Here is a 17,242-nt window from a genome sequence, read left to right as displayed (position 1 = left end):
ATTTTTTGCGAGTTTATAGACACGCATAAATTAATACTACGCTCAACACTCATCTACCTTTTCTCCTTGTTTTAGCGCTTTTGCGTTTAGACTGTTTGCAAATATAACAACGGACATGAACATCTGTTTTACAGAATTTGCTAAAAAACTTGTAAAATTTCCCGTGGAAACCGATTTTAGCAGAATAATTCAACCCGATATTTCGTTAAAAAAGCTAAAACGCAGAGAAACCGTGACGCAAAGTTTTTAATATTATGAGCGAGTTGCTATTTGTTTTTGGTTTTACTAACAATTTTAAAATTATTGATACCAAATGAGCATATTATTGATAACGGGCATAGTAATTTTTTCCGGATTTTTACTTGGCGAACTGGCTGCAAAAATTTCACTTCCAAAGATATCGGGTTACATTGTGGCGGGCATATTTTTGAATCCGCAGGTTTTGGGAATTGTGCCGAACTCTTTTATTGAGACGGGTGAGCCATTGATTGATATTTCTTTGGCTGTGATTACTTTCCATATTGGCGGTTCATTATCGTTTGATAAAATAAAAAGAGAAGGCAGAAATTATTTTATTATGACTCTTGCAGAGTCCGTCCTTGCCTATCTTTCGGTATTCGTGATGTTGTTTGTGGCAGTGGAATATGTTTTTTCGATTTTTAATTCTGTCTATTTTTCTTTGGCTTTCAGTATGATATTGGCGTCACTGGCAGCGCCTACGGATCCCTCGGCAACACTGGCAGTTATCAGAGAATACAAAGCCAAAGGACCAGTGAGTTCTTCTGTGCTGGGAATAGCTGCTTTTGACGATATTATGGGTATCGTTATGTTTACTTTATCTATGGCATTTGCAAAATTTTTGATGGGGAATACCGACGTTTCGTTCATTAATGCCATTGAACACCTGTTTTCAGAAATAGGGTTGGCCATCATTGTTGGAATTACCTTTGGATTAATACTGAACCTGTTATCGCGTATTTTTAAGCGGGAGACAGAAGGTGCCATGATCGTTCTGATTCTCGGGATTTTGATTTTGTGCTTCGGGACTTCAGCTTATCTGGGTTTAGATGAGTTGCTTTCCACCCTGGCAATGGGCGTAATCGTTGTTAATTTTAATCAACAAAAAGAAGAAATTTTTGGGGTAGTAGAACGGTATACTGAAGAATTGATTTTTGTAATTTTCTTTACACTTTCCGGCCTACATCTGAATATATCCCTGCTTTCAGGTAATTCGGCATTGGTTATTTTGTTTATTGTTGCACGTGCACTGGGGAAATATGGCGGAATACTAAGTTCATCAACCCTGTTGGATATTTCAAAACCTGTGAAAAGATATACGGCAGGAGGTCTGCTTCCCCAGGGAGGAATAGTAATTGGTCTTGCACTGCTTGTTTCCAAAGAACAGGCCTTTCAGGTTTTTTCTACACTTATCATGACTGTTGTTATAGGGACAGCAATTATTCACGAATTGTTGGGCCCTGTTATTTCGAAATATTCTCTGAAAAGGGCAGGGGAGATTGAAAATTAGAGGAATGGATTCTTGGCTATCAGCCTTTTTAAGTTGACTTTTTTTTGTGTTTTGGGGCAATGCCAAAAAGAACAATGGAAAGTAAATTTGAAACAGACTGCTGACTTTTTAGGAGCCTCTAATGACATTAGATCGTTAGATTATTAGATATAAGATATAAGATGATTCGTATACCATTGAAAATCTGTATATTATCAAAGCAAGCCCATTAAATCTAACCAATTAAATCTAAGGTGTTTGCAAAAGTATAACGGACTATTGTAATGAGACACATTGCATTTATTCTATTTTGGTTGGCAATGATTTGAAGATCCAAAATATTGAACACATTCTTCGTGCAGCATGAGAAAACCCAATATTTACATTATTCCTTTTGTATCAGTACTTTTGGTCATGATATTCCATGAACTGGGACATTTTATTGCCGGAACCAGCATGGGTTATGACATGAAGATGTCCCTAAATATGGTTCGTTTTCCGGATGGGGCAACTATTGATGACCAACAACAAGTAATATTTTATCTGGCGGGGCCATTATTTACTTTGGTGTTAGTATTTTTTGCGATTTTGTAATTTACAATTTGTAAATTTTGGAATAATCATGAAAAAGAAACCGGCCAATCCATTTCTGACTACAGGTTATCACAGTCCTGAATATTTTTGTGACAGGGAAAAAGAAACCGGTCAATTGTTGTCCAACCTCCAAAACGGGAGTAATACTGCACTTGTATCTATCAGGAGAATCGGGAAGACAGGTCTTATTAAGCACCTGTTTTATCAACTGCCTGAAAATTGGAGGAGCATTTATGTGGACATTCTTGCTACCGAAAATCTTTCCCAGTTTTTAAATGTTATGGCTTCGGCCATTATGAATGCTCTGTCGGAGAAAGGAAATCCCGGGAAACGTTTTTTGAATTTTCTGAAGACCCTTCGGCCCGTGATTAGATATGATCCGCTAACAAATACTCCTCGGGTTTCTTTTAATCAGCAGCAAACGGACGAAACAGAGACCAGCATTCGCTCTATCCTCAGCTATCTTGAAAAGCAAGAGTTTGATGTGGTGATAGCTATTGATGAATTTCAGCAAATAACAAACTATCCCGAACGAAACACTGATTCCTGGTTAAGAGGTATTGTTTCAGCGCTGGGCAGAGACCGTTTAAAACTGATTTTTTGACCGAACAATTTGGACAATAGCATGTTTCTATAATTTAGAACCAATAAAAAGAATTGATATGGAACGACGTCATTTTCTTTCACTGATGGGTATGGCTGCCGTAGGTGCATGCATGCCGGCAGGTCAAAAACAGGGTAGTAATAATGGAGCTGCCGCTGCAGTCGCTGCAGGTTCCATTGAGAAACACAAATTTCCGGAGCTGGGCTATGCTTACAACGCTCTTGAACCCTATATCGATGCTCAGACAATGGAGCTGCATTACGATAAACACCATCGCGGCTATTATAGCAAGTTCATGGCAGCCATCGAAGGTACCGATATGGAAACCACGCCTATGCATCATATTTTTGCCAATATATCCCGACATAGTGAATCGGTGCGTAATAATGGTGGTGGTTACTACAATCACCGCTTGTTTTGGGACAATATGTCACCCGATGGTGGTGACCCTTCTGCCAGGTTACTAAATGCATTGGTGAAGAGCTTCGGGTCGTTTGACGAATTTAAAAAGGAGTTTGGCAATGCTGCCAAATCACATTTCGGAAGCGGTTGGGCATGGCTGTATATGGATACAGACAAAAACCTGAAGATAACTTCCACCCCGAATCAGGACAACCCCTTGATGGATGTTTCGGATGAGCGTGGTATTCCGCTGTTGGCACTCGATGTTTGGGAACATGCTTATTACCTGAAATATCAGAATAAACGTGGCGATTATGTTGATAATTTTTGGAATGTGGTCAACTGGAAAACCGTAAGTAAGCGCTGGGAAATGGCGAATAAAGGGGAATGGAAGGGATAATTTAGTCTGTAGTCGAAATTTCAGCTTCCGCAAAACCAAGTATTTAACAGAAAATCCCTCTTTCAGTGGTATCTGATACTGAGGAGAGGGAAAAAAATTTATTTCAACAGGCAGAGGAGGAACTTCAGGTACTGCTTCTGCCTTCTTTTTTTATATATTTGTGACTCGGTCTAAAAAGCATCTTTATTGCCAAACTCTGTATTGTTTTAAATTTTTGCATCCTCATTAACAACGAGTTAACTTCGGTGCAAAAATTTAAAACGCCTTGATTTTGACAAAAATATGCTTTTTAGACTGCACTCATTTGTGACCCGGATAACTTAATAGAAAAATTTTATACGGATGACCAGGTGGAAAAATATTGCTCTTTTCTTGCTTTGGATGGCCGGTCTGGTCATCTTTTTACATGAGGTCATTCCCCATCATCATCATTTCCATTCGGTTTATGTGAATGTTCCGGTTGCGGGAGATTCTACTTCCTGCGAATATTCCCATGGACATAATGAACCCTTTGATGACGCCCGAAATCATTGCCATGCATTCAATGATATAACTGTTGAACGAAATAGCATTGTTAAAATTAGTCAACCCTGGGAGGTTAATGATTCTAACTTGTTTTTATTATATGTTACGTCAGCGGTTGATGATGAATCTGGCAATCGGATTATCCGTGTATTTATCCCCAATTCACCGTCTTTAGATATATTTATTCTTTCTGTTTTCCCTCACCGGGGCCCGCCATTGGCATAGTTTCTTTTCTTTCGGCAATTACAAGTCATATTGTCCCGGCTCATCCGGGTAATGTTATTACCGAAAGACTTACCAAAAGAGTTTATTCAAATAATACCAATGTTCTTGCACAGAAAGCCGGGAGGCCGATTGCCTGCAAGAATCGGGTTAATAGTTCGTTGCGGCTTAATGTATATACTGTTCAGAGTTGTGAGGGATATAATCTCAAGATTCTGAAAGCCTAACGATCTGTTTATTGCCAAACTTCAAAAAACCAGTAAATGATTAACAAAATAATTGCCTTTTCAATAAAGAACAAGTTTATTGTGGGGCTGTTTATTTTTGCCTGGATAGGGTGGGGTGTATATGCGTTACTGCATTTGCCGCTGAATACGGTTCCCGACCTGACCAACAATCAGGTAAAAGTAACCACTTATGCCCCCGATCTGGCAACAGAGGAAATAGAACGGCTCATTACTTATCCGGTGGAACTGGAGATGGGTAACCTTCCGGGGTTAATCGAGATTCGTTCCAAATCTAAATTTGGCTTGTCCGACATCACCCTTGTTTTCGAAGAAAACATGGGAATGTACAAACCCCGTCAGCTGGTATCTGAAAAGATTAAAAGTGTCTCCGGAAAATTGCCTGCCGGTGTTGGTGAGCCGTCGATGGGCCCTTTAACAAGTGGTTTGGGAGAAATTTATCAGTATGTTATCAGTGCTAAGGAAGGCTACGAAGATCGCTATTCTGCTACCGATTTGCGGGAAATTCAGGATTGGATAGTAAAGAAGGAACTCATTAATATTCCCGGAGTGGTAGGCGTTAATACCATGGGAGGCTATCTGAAGCAATACGAAGTGGCTGTGAATCCCGACAGGCTCCGTAGTTATGATCTGACCATCACTGATATTTTCGAAGCACTTAAAAAGAATAATGCCAATACAGGAGGAAGTTACATTGAAAAGAATCGAAGGGCCTATTTTATCCGTGGTGAGGGCTTAACAACTTCGCTTGATGATATTCGCTCAACGGTTATTAAAGAACAGAACGGGGTGCCGTTGCGTATTGGCGATGTGGCTAAAGTGCAGTTCGGGCATGCCCCGCGGTTTGGTGCATTTACCTACAATGGCAAAGGTGAAGCTGTAGGTGGTAAAGTGATGATGCTGAGGGGAGAAAATCCTGCCGAAGTTATTGCCAATGTAAAGGAGCGCTTGCCGCGGGTTGAAGAAGCCCTGCCCGAAGGTGTTCAAATTGAGCCTTTTCTGGACCGTTCATCGCTTATCAAAGATACAACGGCCACGGTTGTTGAAAACCTTGTTCTGGGTGCATTGATTGTCATTTTTGTTTTGGTCTTCCTGATGGGAAATTTTCGCTCGGGACTCATTACAGCTTCTGTTATTCCGCTTTCGTTGCTGTTTGCACTGGGCATAATGTACACTTTCGATTTGTCGGCTAATCTGATCAGCCTCGGAGCGGTAGACTTTGGAATAATTATCGACGGAGCAGTAATTATTGTGGAGTTTGTAGTGTATCAGATAAGCCTGAGAGTTTCACATTTCAAGCAATTAAGCGGAAGACAGACAAAACAAAGGGTTGAAGAAATCACTATCCGGGCTTCCGGGCGTATGATGCGTACTGCCATTTTCGGTCAGCTGATTATTTTGATTGTCTTTATTCCTATCCTGACGCTTACTGGCCAGGAAGGAAAGATGTTCCGTCCTATGGCCATCACATTTGGGACAGCCCTTGTGGGGGCCATCATACTTTGTCTGACTTATGTTCCCATGATGGCTTCATGGATTTTAAGACCTGAGACAACAGACAAACCCAGGCTGGCAGACAGGGTCATCGGACAAATTCGTAAAAGCTATCGGAAAATATTACGAGTAGCTCTGCACTATCGTTATGCTGTTACCGGCGGAGTTATCGTGCTGTTTATAATTGCCCTGGTAATTTTTACCCGCCTTGGAGCGGTTTTCATCCCACAACTTGATGAAGGCGATTTCGCCATTCATCCATTGTTACAACCCGGAACTTCACTCACGGAAACTGTGGACATCAATACCAAACTGGAAAAGGTGCTGATGGAGAAATTTCCGGATGAAGTGGAACAGGTGGCTACAAAAATCGGTACCGGCGAAATTCCTACCGACCCGATGTCGCTCGAAATGGCCAAAATGGTTATAAACCTTTCTCCCAAAGATGAATGGGTGAGGGCAGAAACCAGGGATGAGCTGGAAGAACTGATGAAGGATGAGATGTCAGCAGCTGTTCCGGGTGTGAGTTTCTTTTTTGCACAGCCGGTAGAGATGCTGTTTAACCACTTGCTTACAGGTTCATCGGCCGATGTTTTGCTAAATATATACGGAGAAAATCTTGACACCCTCTTTCATTACGGAAATCGGGCACGTAAAATCATTGAAGACATTCCTGGTGCCGGTGATTTGAATGTGCAAAAGGTGATAGGATTGCCCCAGCTGGTTGTAAGGTACGATCGTGATAAACTGGCTCAATACGGGCTGAATATAGAAACGGTCAATCGTACCATACAGGCAGCCTACTCAGGCGCTAAGGCAGGTATTATTTATGAAGGCGAGCGTCAGTTCTCACAGGTAGTCCGTTTGGATGAGCAGTTCAGAAACGATCCTGAAGCTGTTGGCGATTTATATCTTAAAAGACCTGACGGCAACCAGGTGAAGTTGAGTGAGGTGGCAGATATCAGAATGCAGACAGGCCCTGCAGCTATTTCGCGCGAAGGTGTGAAGCGGAAACTTGAAGTGGATATTAATATCGGGAATCGTGATACCGAATCATTTGTTGAAGAGGTAAAACAAAAGCTGGATTCGGAACTGAATCTGCCCCGGGGATACAGCATTTCTTACGAAGGTGATTTCAAGAGTCTTCAAAGTGCCAAACAACGGCTTGCATGGGTGGTACCATTGGTTCTGGCTTTTATCTTTATTCTTCTTTATTTTACGTTTGGCTCGTCACGACAAGCGTTGCTGGTATTTTCGGCAGTTCCCCTGGCGGCCATTGGTGGCGTCTTTTCTTTGTGGATACGCGGAATGCCTTTTAGCATCTCGGCAGGTGTCGGATTCATTGCCTTGTTTGGTATAGCTGTGCTTAATGGCGTGGTGTTGATGAGTTTCTTCAATGAACTGAGAGCCGAAGGCGTTAACAATGTCTTTCGACGTGTCTATCATGGCACTGATATGCGGCTTCGTCCGGTTATTCTGACAGCACTGACCGATGCGCTGGGCTTTCTGCCAATGGCCGTGTCAACATCATCTGGTGCAGAAGTTCAGCGCCCTTTGGCAACAGTTGTTGTCGGTGGATTGATAACTGCAACATTTTTAACGCTGTTTTTATTGCCGATTATTTACACTTTTAAAGCAAAAACTATCAGGATTCCTCTCCTGTCTCAGGTACTGGCCAGGAATAATTCTTCTGAAAAACATGGTATGAGATCGTTTTTCTTTTTCCTGGTTGCAGGAATGCTGATTGTGCCATCCTCTCTTCAGGGACAACACCCGGAGCTACTTTCATTGAAAGAAGCCATACAGATGGCTCTGGACAATCATCCGGAGATTAAGACCGGCATTCTTGGTGTTGAGCAGCAGCAAAAAGAGAAAGTCGCTGCTTTTAATTTGCCCGATACTAAAGTGGTTTATGAAAACGAAAATGAGGGAAGCGGCCGTCAAAAATGGTCGGTAGAACAAGAATTTAGCAATCCTGCCGGGTATGTAGCTCGCGGGAAACTGGCCAATAAGAATATTGAACTTTACCGGTTGCGTCTGAACCGCGCGAAAGCACTGGTGATACGTGATGTAAAAGAAGCCTGGAATGATGTTCTTTTTGCCAAAGAGAAGCTTGCGTTGATGCAACAATTGGAATCGTACTTTTCTGAACTCTACGAAGCCGGAGAGTTGAAATATGAGACCGGAGATATTTCTTATCTGGAAAAAGTTTCGGCACAATCGAAATATAAATCAATTCTGCAGGATAAGGAAAGGGCTGAGATGGAGTTACAAAACAGCCTGAACCGACTTCAGGAAACGCTGTTTTCTGATACTCCTGTTAAAGTTGAAGATTCGACGCTGACAGTTTATCCGTTTCCTTTGGATACTGTCGGACAAAGGTTGCCCGACGCCAATCCGGATCTCATGGTTTCGGAAGGCAGACTGAGTGCATCGAAAGCAGAGAGTAAAGTTATTCGTTCATTGTCATGGCCCGATCCTTTTGTTCGTTTAAGTAAAACAGATGTGAATGGCGGTAGTGGATTCAGCGCTTTTGAAGTCGGACTGAAAATTCCCATCAACTTCCGTGGGGAGCATGCTAAAAACCGAAGTGCCCGTATCGATGCAGAAATAGCAGGAGAGCAACACCGGATCATTCAAAAATCTTTGGAAACAGAATTTCAAAATCTTTTGAACAAAGTGAACAACTACCATCAACAATTGAAATTCTTCCGGGAAAGCCGGCTGAAAGAAGCAGGTTTGATCTCAAAAAATGCTACTCTTCAGTATCGTGAAGGTAATATCGATTATCTGCAATACATTCAGTATTTCGATCAGGCCACAACTATAAGGTTGGATTATCTGATACTGGTGAAAGCATACAACGATGCAGTTATTGAATTAAACTATTTAACAGGCAGAGGCTTGGATGTTAGAGAGAGTGAAAGGTAAAAAGACAACTTTGAGCATCTCAAACTACTGAAATCATAAAAGGTAATAAAATGAAACTCACAGATACAGATGTAAAGACGCACGATCGTGCGTCTCAACCAACAGAGTACGACCGAATCTTTCAATCAATAAAGAGTGATTGCGCGTTTCAACAAACTGAGAGCGGTCGTAGGTCGAAACGTATTGAGGATAGTCGTTCTGCCCGGGCAGAAAAAAGGGTCTGCACCTCTCAAATAGTTATTCTGACAGCTTTGGCGGTTCTTTATATTGGATTGGCCGGTTGTGGAAATGTGTCACGCCAAACAGTTCACAATGAGTCTGAAACGGATGATCCGCATGAACAAAGCGGTCATGAAGCGCATAATCACGCCCGGGGAAGTTTGATGGCCATTAGAGAGGAATTATCTGAAAACCAGGTGCTGGTTACTTCCACACAAATGAAAAGCGTTGACATCAAATTAGGGCGGCCTTCAAAAGAGCATTTGTCGGATGTGATAAAGGCTTTTGGTAGTATAGCTTTGCCTCCGGCCCATGAATCATCAGTTAGTCCTTTTATTGGTGGTGTGGTTAAAGATATTTCAGTAATTGAAGGCGACTATGTGCATGAAGGCGATGTTCTGGCACACATTGAGCATCCTGATGTTGTTGATCTTCAGAAAGATTATCTTGACGCATTTAACAATCACGAATTTCTTAAAAAGGAATTCGCCCGTCAGAGCCGGTTGTTTCGCGACAGTGTTAATTCAGCAAGGACAGTGCAAAAGATGGAATCTGAATATAAGAACAACCTGACAAGGTTACAAAGCCTGAAACAGAAATTAAGGATGATAAACATTGATCCCGGTCGGGTTAATGCTGAAAATCTGAGAGGCAGTTATCCGCTTAAAGCGCCAGCATCTGGTATTGTAACAGAAGTGATGGTGAATAACGGTGTCCCGGTGTCTGGCAATCAGGAGTTGTTTCATATAGCCGATAATGAAAAAGCACATTTGGATATGGCTGTTTATGAAAAAGACCTGGCAAGAATTGAACCCGGTCAGCGAATGACTTTTAACCTGGCCAATGGTCAATTGCCGGGACCTTTTTATGGAACCATTTTGAAAAAGTCGGGCCGTTTTGATGAGAAATCCAGAACTGCGCTGGTTCATGCAGAAATTGAAGATAAAAACGATGTTTTGCTGCCCGGAATGGCAGTTGTTGCCCATATTCAGATCGGGGATGATGAGGTATTGGCATTGCCAGAGGAAGCCGTTGTTTCAGACCAGGGAAAGGAATATGTGTTTCGCCTGATTGATGACCATCAAAGCGATGAACGTTTGAGAAATAATGATCGGCAAGACCATGAAAGCCTCGCAAATGAACATGGACATGAAGCCGGGGAGCATCAACATGGTGACGTAACAGCGCATCAGGATCATTGTATTTTCGAACGTATTGTGGTGAACAGTGGTGTTTCTGAAGGTGGACTTGTAGAAGTCATCTTTGCTGATTCAGCAGTTCAAAATGAGTGGTTCGCAGTAGAAAATGCCGCTGCATTGTTGTCGGAGATGAAAAAAGGTGCAGCCGGGCATCACGGCCACGCCCATTAGAGCGTCGGGCAAAGGGCAAAGAGCAAAGGGCAAAGAGCATGGAGTTTAGATTTCTGATGGAGTTTTGGCTTATGCTAAAAAACACTCCATTAACAAAAAAACTTTTTAAATTAGCTCCATGCTCCATGCTCTTTGCCCTTTGCCCCATGCTCTTTACTATTTTACCTGAAAATCGAAAAACGGCTCATTTTCGATAAATCCACGAAGACGATCGCCGATTTTTACGGGACCAACACCTGATGGAGTACCTGTGTAAATGAGATCACCGATTTTCAGGGTGAAATATTTTGATACTTGTGCGATAATCTGATCGATGCTGAAGATCATGTCGGAAGTGTTTCCCTTTTGGCGGATTTCACCGTTAACATCTAAATGGAAATTGAGATTATTGATATCAGGAAAATGATCTTTGCTGACAAACTTCGAAATCACAGCCGAACTGTCAAATGCTTTGCATTTTTCCCAGGGGAGGCCTTTTTTCTTTAATTCATCCTGCAGGTCCCGGGCGGTAAAGTCAATGCCAAGCCCTATTTCCTCATAGTAACGGTGTGCAAATTTTTCTTCAATGTTTTTTCCCAGGCGGTTGATGCGTACAACAATTTCCACTTCATGATGGAACGAATTGGCAAAATCGGGCAGGAAAAATGGATCGTTGTTTCTCAGAAGCGCCGAATCGGGCTTTGAAAATATTACCGGTTCTGTTGGCAGCGGATTGTTTAGTTCTTTGGTGTGTTCGATGTAGTTTCGTCCGATACAGAGAATTTTCATTCAACCTTTATTAAAAGCGTTTCTTAACTTAATATTTGTCAGCACTTTCTTTGTAAACAGCGGAAAATCACCATTCATCATCCACCCGTAATAGCCGGGGTCTTTTTCGAGGACGTCTGTAACTTTCTGACCTTTATATTTCCCAAAGTTGAATACTTCTTCGCCTTTATCGTTGAAAATGATTCTTCCGGCAAAATCAGCATTGTTGTTGTGCGCCGAGAATTTCGACAGCCACTCTATGTCGTTTTTAAGGTTTTTGTACCTGTCGAGCTGGGCTTTCAGTACTTCATACGTAGCACGTGTATCAGCTTCGGCGCTGTGGGCGTCGTCCAGATTTTTATCACAGTAAAACTGGTAAGCTGCTTCAAGGGTACGTTTTTCCATTTTATGAAAGATGGTTTGGACATCAATAAATTTACGTCTTGTCATGTCAAAGTCCACTTCGGCACGGATAAACTCTTCGGCCAGAAGGGGAATGTCAAACTTATTGGAATTGTAACCGGCAATGTCACATCCTTCCATAAACGCAGCCAACTGGCGTGCCACTTCTTTGAACGTGGGAGCATCGGCTACATCTGCATCATGTATGCCATGAATGTCAGAAGCTTTTTTGGGAATTGGCATTTCAGGATTAATCCTGAATGTTTTTGATTCTTCTGTGCCGTCTGTATTGATTTTCAGAATGGATATTTCAACAATGCGGTCACTGGCAATATTTATACCCGTGGTTTCGAGATCGAAAAAGACGATGGGATTCTTTAAGTTGAGTTGCATGATTTTTTTGGTTCTTATTTGTAAAATAAGAGACAAAAATAGTTATTCGTATGGGTTATACCTAAAAAAGTTTGGTTATTCACGTCCATGCTTTGCTACAAAGTCGGGCCAGACTTCTTCGTTGAACCATTTGAAATCGGGTTCAAGGTTATGTATTTTTTGATAAACCTCCCTTGCCTGTTTTATATAGCCGGCTGCTTCGTATGTGTGTCCGAGAGTAACCAAAGTATTCAGGTAAAACCAGTGCTTCTGATGATTATTTTTTTCCGGCTTCCATTGTAATCACTGCCTTCTCATAGTGGCGGAGTGCTGTTTCTTTGTCGCCTCCGAAAACGGAAGGCGTGTAATACATTTGATTGCCTTTTTCCACAAGATAATGAACATCTGAGGAATCGATTGCAGCAGCTTCTTTGAGTGTAGCAAGACTCTTGGGGCCAAATATTACTGCTTTATACCTTGCAAGGGCCATTTCGAAACCATAAAAACCGCTTTTTAAAGCATGTGGAGCTGCTCCGGCTTCAGGCATCTCTTCCAGTTGTTCAAGGAATTTCCAGCCGCTTTTCAGATATTTTTTTGCTTCGCGTTCTTTATCGTTGCCAAGGCAATAGCCTATGTAACCATACCATGCCAGGGTGACTTCGAAAAGTTGTTTGTAATTTTCTGGCTCCAGTTCTTCGGCCATTTTCTCCATCGTTCTTTTCCATGGTTCCATGTTGGTGGTGGTATAGCTTCTGTAAAATATACTATCTTCTTTCTGCGCGGCCATATTCCAGGGCAAAGCAAAATAGATGAGCAACAGGAATGCAAAGATTAAATTCGTCTTCCTCTCCATAGGGTTTTTTTTACGATTAACTGTTTTGTGGCTATAATAAACAAATGAAGCAGTCCGATTTGTTGCAAAGGCATCAATATCAGATTTTTTATTATCGACTGACCGCTTATTTGTGAAATGAAAGTACGCATTGTGAATAACAGTAAGAAATAAATAACAAGATCAAACAAGGGAAAAGCCAGCAAGACCGGAAGCCAGCCAAGAAGTGAGAAGAGAACATATACCCATCCGAAAACAATGCTGCCTCCAAAGAAAAAACGAGCACTTCGGGCGAGTCCGTGCAATGCTTCTCTGTAATTGTTATACATTCGGCACTTCAGTCCTTCAGGTGCAAGAGCTGTCCTTAGCTTTTGTTTTTTCTTTTTTATTATATTGAGCAATGGCAACATCTTCTACCGGATTGTTACGTACTTTTTCATGAAAGAAATATTGGTTATACCACTGGCTGTCAAACATCATAAACTGACCATTGGCAGCCGTCATTACCGGAATCGGAACATAATTCAGGATGGCCAGCGGCAATAAAGAAACCAGGATAATATTAACCTGTGCTACCAGCAGCCATTCTCCGATGGTGATCATTTCTTGTTGCGGAAAGAACGAAAACAAAACCAACTGGTCTTTTTTCATTCGTGAGAGAGCAAGATCGATGGCGTATTGATCCACCGTAACATCGGCATCCAGAAATAGCAAATATTTACCTTTTGCATTCATGGCCAGTTGATGACAGGCATGATTTTTCCCGGTCCATCCTGCAGGGAGATTTTTGCCTTTCATAATTCTGATGCGCGGGTCTTTTTGCATCCAATGATTGACAACAAGGGCTGTTTCATCTTCTGATTGGTCGTCATATATTATTATTTCTCCAATGGTTTTGTCACAACTTGTCAGACTCTGAAGAAGACGGGGCAGATTGGCAGCTTCATTTCTCGCGGGTATCAATACCGATATTTCGCCATCTGTCTTTTCCATTACAGCATAATCAGGTATGCCTGTGATAAGGTTAAACAGGGAAACCAACCAGCGATAAGCAAGTATCAGAATAGCCGAAAATGCCAGTATTTTCATTATTGTCATGTTAAAAATCTAATGATCTGTTATTACTTTTGCTTTTTGTCTTTCAATGCATTCCTGCATAAAATGATTAAACGATGCTTCCAGGTTTATCTTTTTGTTTTGAGGATTAACATTCTTAATATAAAAGAAAAGAGAAGGTTTTCTGAATGAAAAATAGTCTGTCAGAACTACAATCATTTTTACATCGGGTTGTGATCTTTTCATGAGAGATTCAGCCCCGCTTTCAAAGTGAACAGGATATTCCAGTTGCGAGCGAATTTCTCCCTGCGGGTACATGAGCAGAAGATTTTCGTTGTTTTGCAGAATTTCAATTGCATACTTAAGTGAATGACGGGCAGAAGGTTGGCCGCGGTTAATTGAAAAAGCACCGGTCCGGGACAAAAACTTTCGTGTTGCCAGTTGTTCTTCAAGCATCATAACATAAAATCTTTTCTTCCAAAGTTTATTGTTGAGCCAGAGAATGAAAAATCCGTCCCACCACGAAAAATGATTGCTGACAATGAGCAAAGGATTTGTTGTTTTTTCGATATCACCTTCCACATATACTTTCCGGAAATGAATCCGGATCATGATATTGGTATAGAACCGGAAAAACCAGACAAAAAACGGATGGTGGTTAGCTTTGATCATAGTCCGGAAATTTGGTTTACAACATTGAGCAACATGAAAAAAATAACTTGAACAGCCAAAAGTCTTGAGGCAACGGGGTTATTATAGTTTGTGTTCGACATTTTAAAGACCCACAAAAAAACAAATGAAACAACAAACCAGGCCAGGTAGTTCTGTATGGTAACCGTGTTTAAACTCCAGTTCCACATGTTAGCAGCCATTGCTACCGGCTCCAGAAAGATATCGTATCCAACCATGATGGTGCTCCCCAGAGTTAGTTTAGTAAAAGTGTCGGTTTGGACGCTGTTTACCAGCTGCCAGACAATATATATCAGCATCAGCCAGTTTAGACCAATAAGAATTGGCGTTTTCATGATTTTGGGACCAAGAATATCGCCGTAATGGTAAGTTCCAAAGATCATTCCGCTGTTTACGCCTAATGCTTCAATAAGAATGCCTCCTGCAAATACTGTGGAGGATGCGAATATAAAACGATTGTTCCATGGCTTGTGAAACCAAAGCATCAGTATTGTGGACATAATGATGGTCAGTCCCGTAAGACTCATGAACAGGTCGCGTGTGACGGGAAGTATAAATCCTGCCAATCCCACCGAATAATAGACAAGCCAAAAGCGATTGACCCGTTCCGCGACAAGGTGTTTATTTGTAATTTTTTTGTATAGTTTTTATCATTCAATAGATTGTTAAAATTTTGGACATTAGATGTAATCTGCCTTTTGCCTGCCGGCTAAGCTTATTAAATAGTGTCTGTCCATAAAGTACCATTTGCTTCGCAAGCCTTGCAACTGGCACTTTCTGAACAGACACACATATTGTAAAAACCTTTGCGAGTTTATAGACACGCACTCATCAATAGTCCGTTAAACTTTTGTAACACGCTGCAAGTCAATTGCTTGTGATTAAAGTGTGTGTTGTTTGATAAAATGCAGATTTTCAACGATATACGAATCATCTTGTATCTTACATCTAAAAATCTAACGATCTATTGTTTATTCATATACTTTCTATTTCTTTTTCAACAATTCCGGCCGATGCCAGGCATAAAGGAATACCTCCTCCGGGATGCACGCTGCCACCTGTGAAAAACAGGTTTCTGTATTTCGACGAATGGTTTTTGTGCCTAAGAAAAGCCGACCATACAGAATTTGAATTATTTCCGTAAAGTGCCCCTTTAAATGATCCGGTGAGCGTTTGTATGGTTTCAGGTGTTGCCACTTCTTCAAATCTGATATACATTTCCGGATTAATATTAAGTACTTTCTGAATTTTTCCGATTACATTTTGTCGGGCTGTATTTATGTGTTCCTTTCTGAATTTGTCCCCAAGCGGGGGAACGTTGATCATTACGAACCAGTTTTCGCATCTCTCCGGGGCGTCGGTTTTTACAACCTTCGAACTGATGAAAATATAAACTGTAGGATCGGGGAAAATTTCTTTTTTATGGAAAATGGCATCGAATTCACCTTTGTAATCCTTTGAAAATAAAATGTTATGAATGTCCAGTTCCGGAAAGGTTCTGTCCATTCCCCAATAAAAGATGATAGCCGAAGAGGAAAGCGATGATTTTTTTACCGCCCTCGGCTTCGTTAGTTCTCTTCCGGTGTACCTGTAAAACGTGTTTACATCAACATCCGATACAACAATGCCTGTTTTAATGTCTTCTTTTTTTGTTTTTATGCCGGTAATTGTATTGTTATTTATTATGAGCCCGGTTGCTTCAGTTCCGAAACGGAATTCAACGCCCAAGCTGACAGCTTTGTGATATAAAGCTTCAACAATATTGTACATCCCCTTCTCAGGAAAATATGCACCGGTGTTGTGCTCCAGATGCGAGATAACTTTCAGGACAGAAGGTGCAAGATAAGGTGAAGAGCCATTATACGTAGCGTAACGGTCGAACAATTGTATTACATGATCGCTTTTAAACCATCTTAAGTTTTCCCTGTGCATGGTGCGCAGAGGGTTTATCCTAAGAAGGGGCTTCAATGCTGATGGGGTAATTCGTTTTGCAGTTTCCAATGCGCGATTCAACGGATTGAAAATAAAAATATCCGAGGTGGCATTGTAAAGTTTTTTTGCATTTGCCAGATACTCTATAATGTTATCTTTCGGTTCTCCTATTTTGGTAGCCACTTCTCCGGCAAATTCAGATGCTTCTGCATGAGCATTGATGATAATACCGTCTTCGTAAAAGTAGCGGCATACATTTTCCAGTTTTTTGTAATTGAAAGAATGACGTTTGTGTGAATTATCAATGTTCAGTAACTCATCAACCAGTTGTGGCAGAGTAAACAATGATGGTCCTGTATCAAAGCGAAAACCGTCATGTTTTATTTGCCCCATTTTCCCTCCGGCTACTTTATTTTTTTCGAGTACCAATACTTTATGCCCTTTAGCGGCAAGCCTTATTGCAGAAGCTATTCCGCCAATACCACTTCCTATTATGGTTATTTTATTTTGTTTCATTTTTTATATTTAAATATAAACAAAACTTATCATTAATGTGTTTAGGTGATGTACATACATTTTTATTATTTAATAATATAACATTGATATATACAAATAAAACGTTTATCTATAAGTTCAAATTTCTGAACATTTATGTGGGCGATGATTTTTTGAATATAATTTCTATTGAATTTAACCTG

General features: G+C 41.0%; 16 protein-coding genes. 7 read left to right on the top strand and 9 right to left on the bottom strand.

The window, feature by feature from the left end:
* Positions 1 to 313 precede the first annotated feature (313 nt).
* The 7 genes from OQ5_RS0116910 (at position 314) to OQ5_RS0116875 (ending at position 10,513) form a co-directional block, all read left to right on the top strand.
* On the top strand, positions 314 to 1,528 hold the full coding sequence (locus OQ5_RS0116910; protein WP_016778621.1) for a cation:proton antiporter: 1,215 nt from the start codon (positions 314 to 316) through the stop codon (positions 1,526 to 1,528).
* A 342-nt stretch (positions 1,529 to 1,870) separates the two neighbouring features.
* Positions 1,871 to 2,101 (top strand): hypothetical protein, encoded by a 231-nt coding sequence (locus OQ5_RS0116905; protein WP_016778620.1) that lies wholly within the window; start codon positions 1,871 to 1,873, stop codon positions 2,099 to 2,101.
* A gap of 28 nt (positions 2,102 to 2,129) precedes the next feature.
* Entirely contained in the window at positions 2,130 to 2,705 is a 576-nt protein-coding gene (locus OQ5_RS21455) for an ATP-binding protein (RefSeq protein WP_016778619.1), read from the top strand.
* Positions 2,706 to 2,763: 58 nt separating this feature from the next.
* Positions 2,764 to 3,507 (top strand): superoxide dismutase, encoded by a 744-nt coding sequence (locus OQ5_RS0116895; RefSeq protein WP_016778618.1) that lies wholly within the window; start codon positions 2,764 to 2,766, stop codon positions 3,505 to 3,507.
* Positions 3,508 to 3,849: 342 nt separating this feature from the next.
* On the top strand, positions 3,850 to 4,257 hold the full coding sequence (locus OQ5_RS23665) for a hypothetical protein (RefSeq protein ID WP_016778616.1): 408 nt from the start codon (positions 3,850 to 3,852) through the stop codon (positions 4,255 to 4,257).
* A 260-nt stretch (positions 4,258 to 4,517) separates the two neighbouring features.
* On the top strand, positions 4,518 to 8,924 hold the full coding sequence (locus tag OQ5_RS0116880) for a CusA/CzcA family heavy metal efflux RND transporter (protein ID WP_016778615.1): 4,407 nt from the start codon (positions 4,518 to 4,520) through the stop codon (positions 8,922 to 8,924).
* 50 nt (positions 8,925 to 8,974) lie between these two features.
* Complete coding sequence (locus tag OQ5_RS0116875) at positions 8,975 to 10,513, top strand: efflux RND transporter periplasmic adaptor subunit (RefSeq protein WP_082179614.1); 1,539 nt, start codon at positions 8,975 to 8,977, stop codon at positions 10,511 to 10,513.
* Positions 10,514 to 10,669: 156 nt separating this feature from the next.
* Here the strand turns inward: OQ5_RS0116875 and OQ5_RS0116870 are convergent, their stop codons facing one another.
* From OQ5_RS0116870 to crtD, 9 genes are all read right to left on the bottom strand, one after another.
* Positions 10,670 to 11,281 carry a fumarylacetoacetate hydrolase family protein gene (locus OQ5_RS0116870; protein ID WP_016778613.1) on the bottom strand — a complete coding sequence of 204 codons (612 nt, stop codon included), beginning with the start codon at positions 11,279 to 11,281 and terminating at the stop codon, positions 10,670 to 10,672.
* Positions 11,282 to 12,055, bottom strand: coding sequence for a 3'-5' exonuclease (locus OQ5_RS0116865; RefSeq protein ID WP_016778612.1), 774 nt, complete (start codon positions 12,053 to 12,055; stop codon positions 11,282 to 11,284). It abuts the gene before it with no gap.
* Positions 12,056 to 12,130: 75 nt separating this feature from the next.
* Complete coding sequence (locus tag OQ5_RS24975) at positions 12,131 to 12,280, bottom strand: hypothetical protein (RefSeq protein ID WP_016778611.1); 150 nt, start codon at positions 12,278 to 12,280, stop codon at positions 12,131 to 12,133.
* A gap of 31 nt (positions 12,281 to 12,311) precedes the next feature.
* Positions 12,312 to 12,887: a hypothetical protein gene (locus OQ5_RS21450; protein ID WP_016778610.1), complete on the bottom strand. Its 576-nt coding sequence runs from the start codon at positions 12,885 to 12,887 to the stop codon at positions 12,312 to 12,314.
* The gene (locus OQ5_RS24970) at positions 12,866 to 13,195 is read right to left on the bottom strand and encodes a hypothetical protein (RefSeq protein WP_255297607.1); all 330 of its coding nucleotides are present in this window, start codon (positions 13,193 to 13,195) and stop codon (positions 12,866 to 12,868) included. The genes OQ5_RS21450 and OQ5_RS24970 overlap by 22 nt, the downstream gene beginning before the upstream one ends.
* 16 nt (positions 13,196 to 13,211) lie before the next feature.
* Complete coding sequence (locus OQ5_RS21445; protein ID WP_255297606.1) at positions 13,212 to 13,955, bottom strand: glycosyltransferase; 744 nt, start codon at positions 13,953 to 13,955, stop codon at positions 13,212 to 13,214.
* An 18-nt stretch (positions 13,956 to 13,973) separates the two neighbouring features.
* Complete coding sequence (locus tag OQ5_RS0116850) at positions 13,974 to 14,594, bottom strand: lysophospholipid acyltransferase family protein (RefSeq protein WP_016778609.1); 621 nt, start codon at positions 14,592 to 14,594, stop codon at positions 13,974 to 13,976.
* Positions 14,591 to 15,184: a carotenoid biosynthesis protein gene (locus tag OQ5_RS0116845; RefSeq protein WP_016778608.1), complete on the bottom strand. Its 594-nt coding sequence runs from the start codon at positions 15,182 to 15,184 to the stop codon at positions 14,591 to 14,593. Before OQ5_RS0116845 ends, OQ5_RS0116850 begins: the two co-directional genes overlap by 4 nt.
* A 403-nt stretch (positions 15,185 to 15,587) precedes the next feature.
* Positions 15,588 to 17,060 (bottom strand): 1-hydroxycarotenoid 3,4-desaturase CrtD, encoded by a 1,473-nt coding sequence (crtD, locus tag OQ5_RS0116840; RefSeq protein WP_016778607.1) that lies wholly within the window; start codon positions 17,058 to 17,060, stop codon positions 15,588 to 15,590.
* Positions 17,061 to 17,242 lie beyond the last annotated feature (182 nt).

The sequence above is a fragment of the Anaerophaga thermohalophila str. Valhall genome (assembly GCF_000250735.1).
GTDB classification, from domain to species: Bacteria; Bacteroidota; Bacteroidia; order Bacteroidales; family Marinilabiliaceae; genus Anaerophaga; species Anaerophaga thermohalophila_A.
The sequence above is the reverse complement of the archived record's forward strand: the minus strand, read 5'-3'. Positions and strand labels throughout refer to the sequence as shown.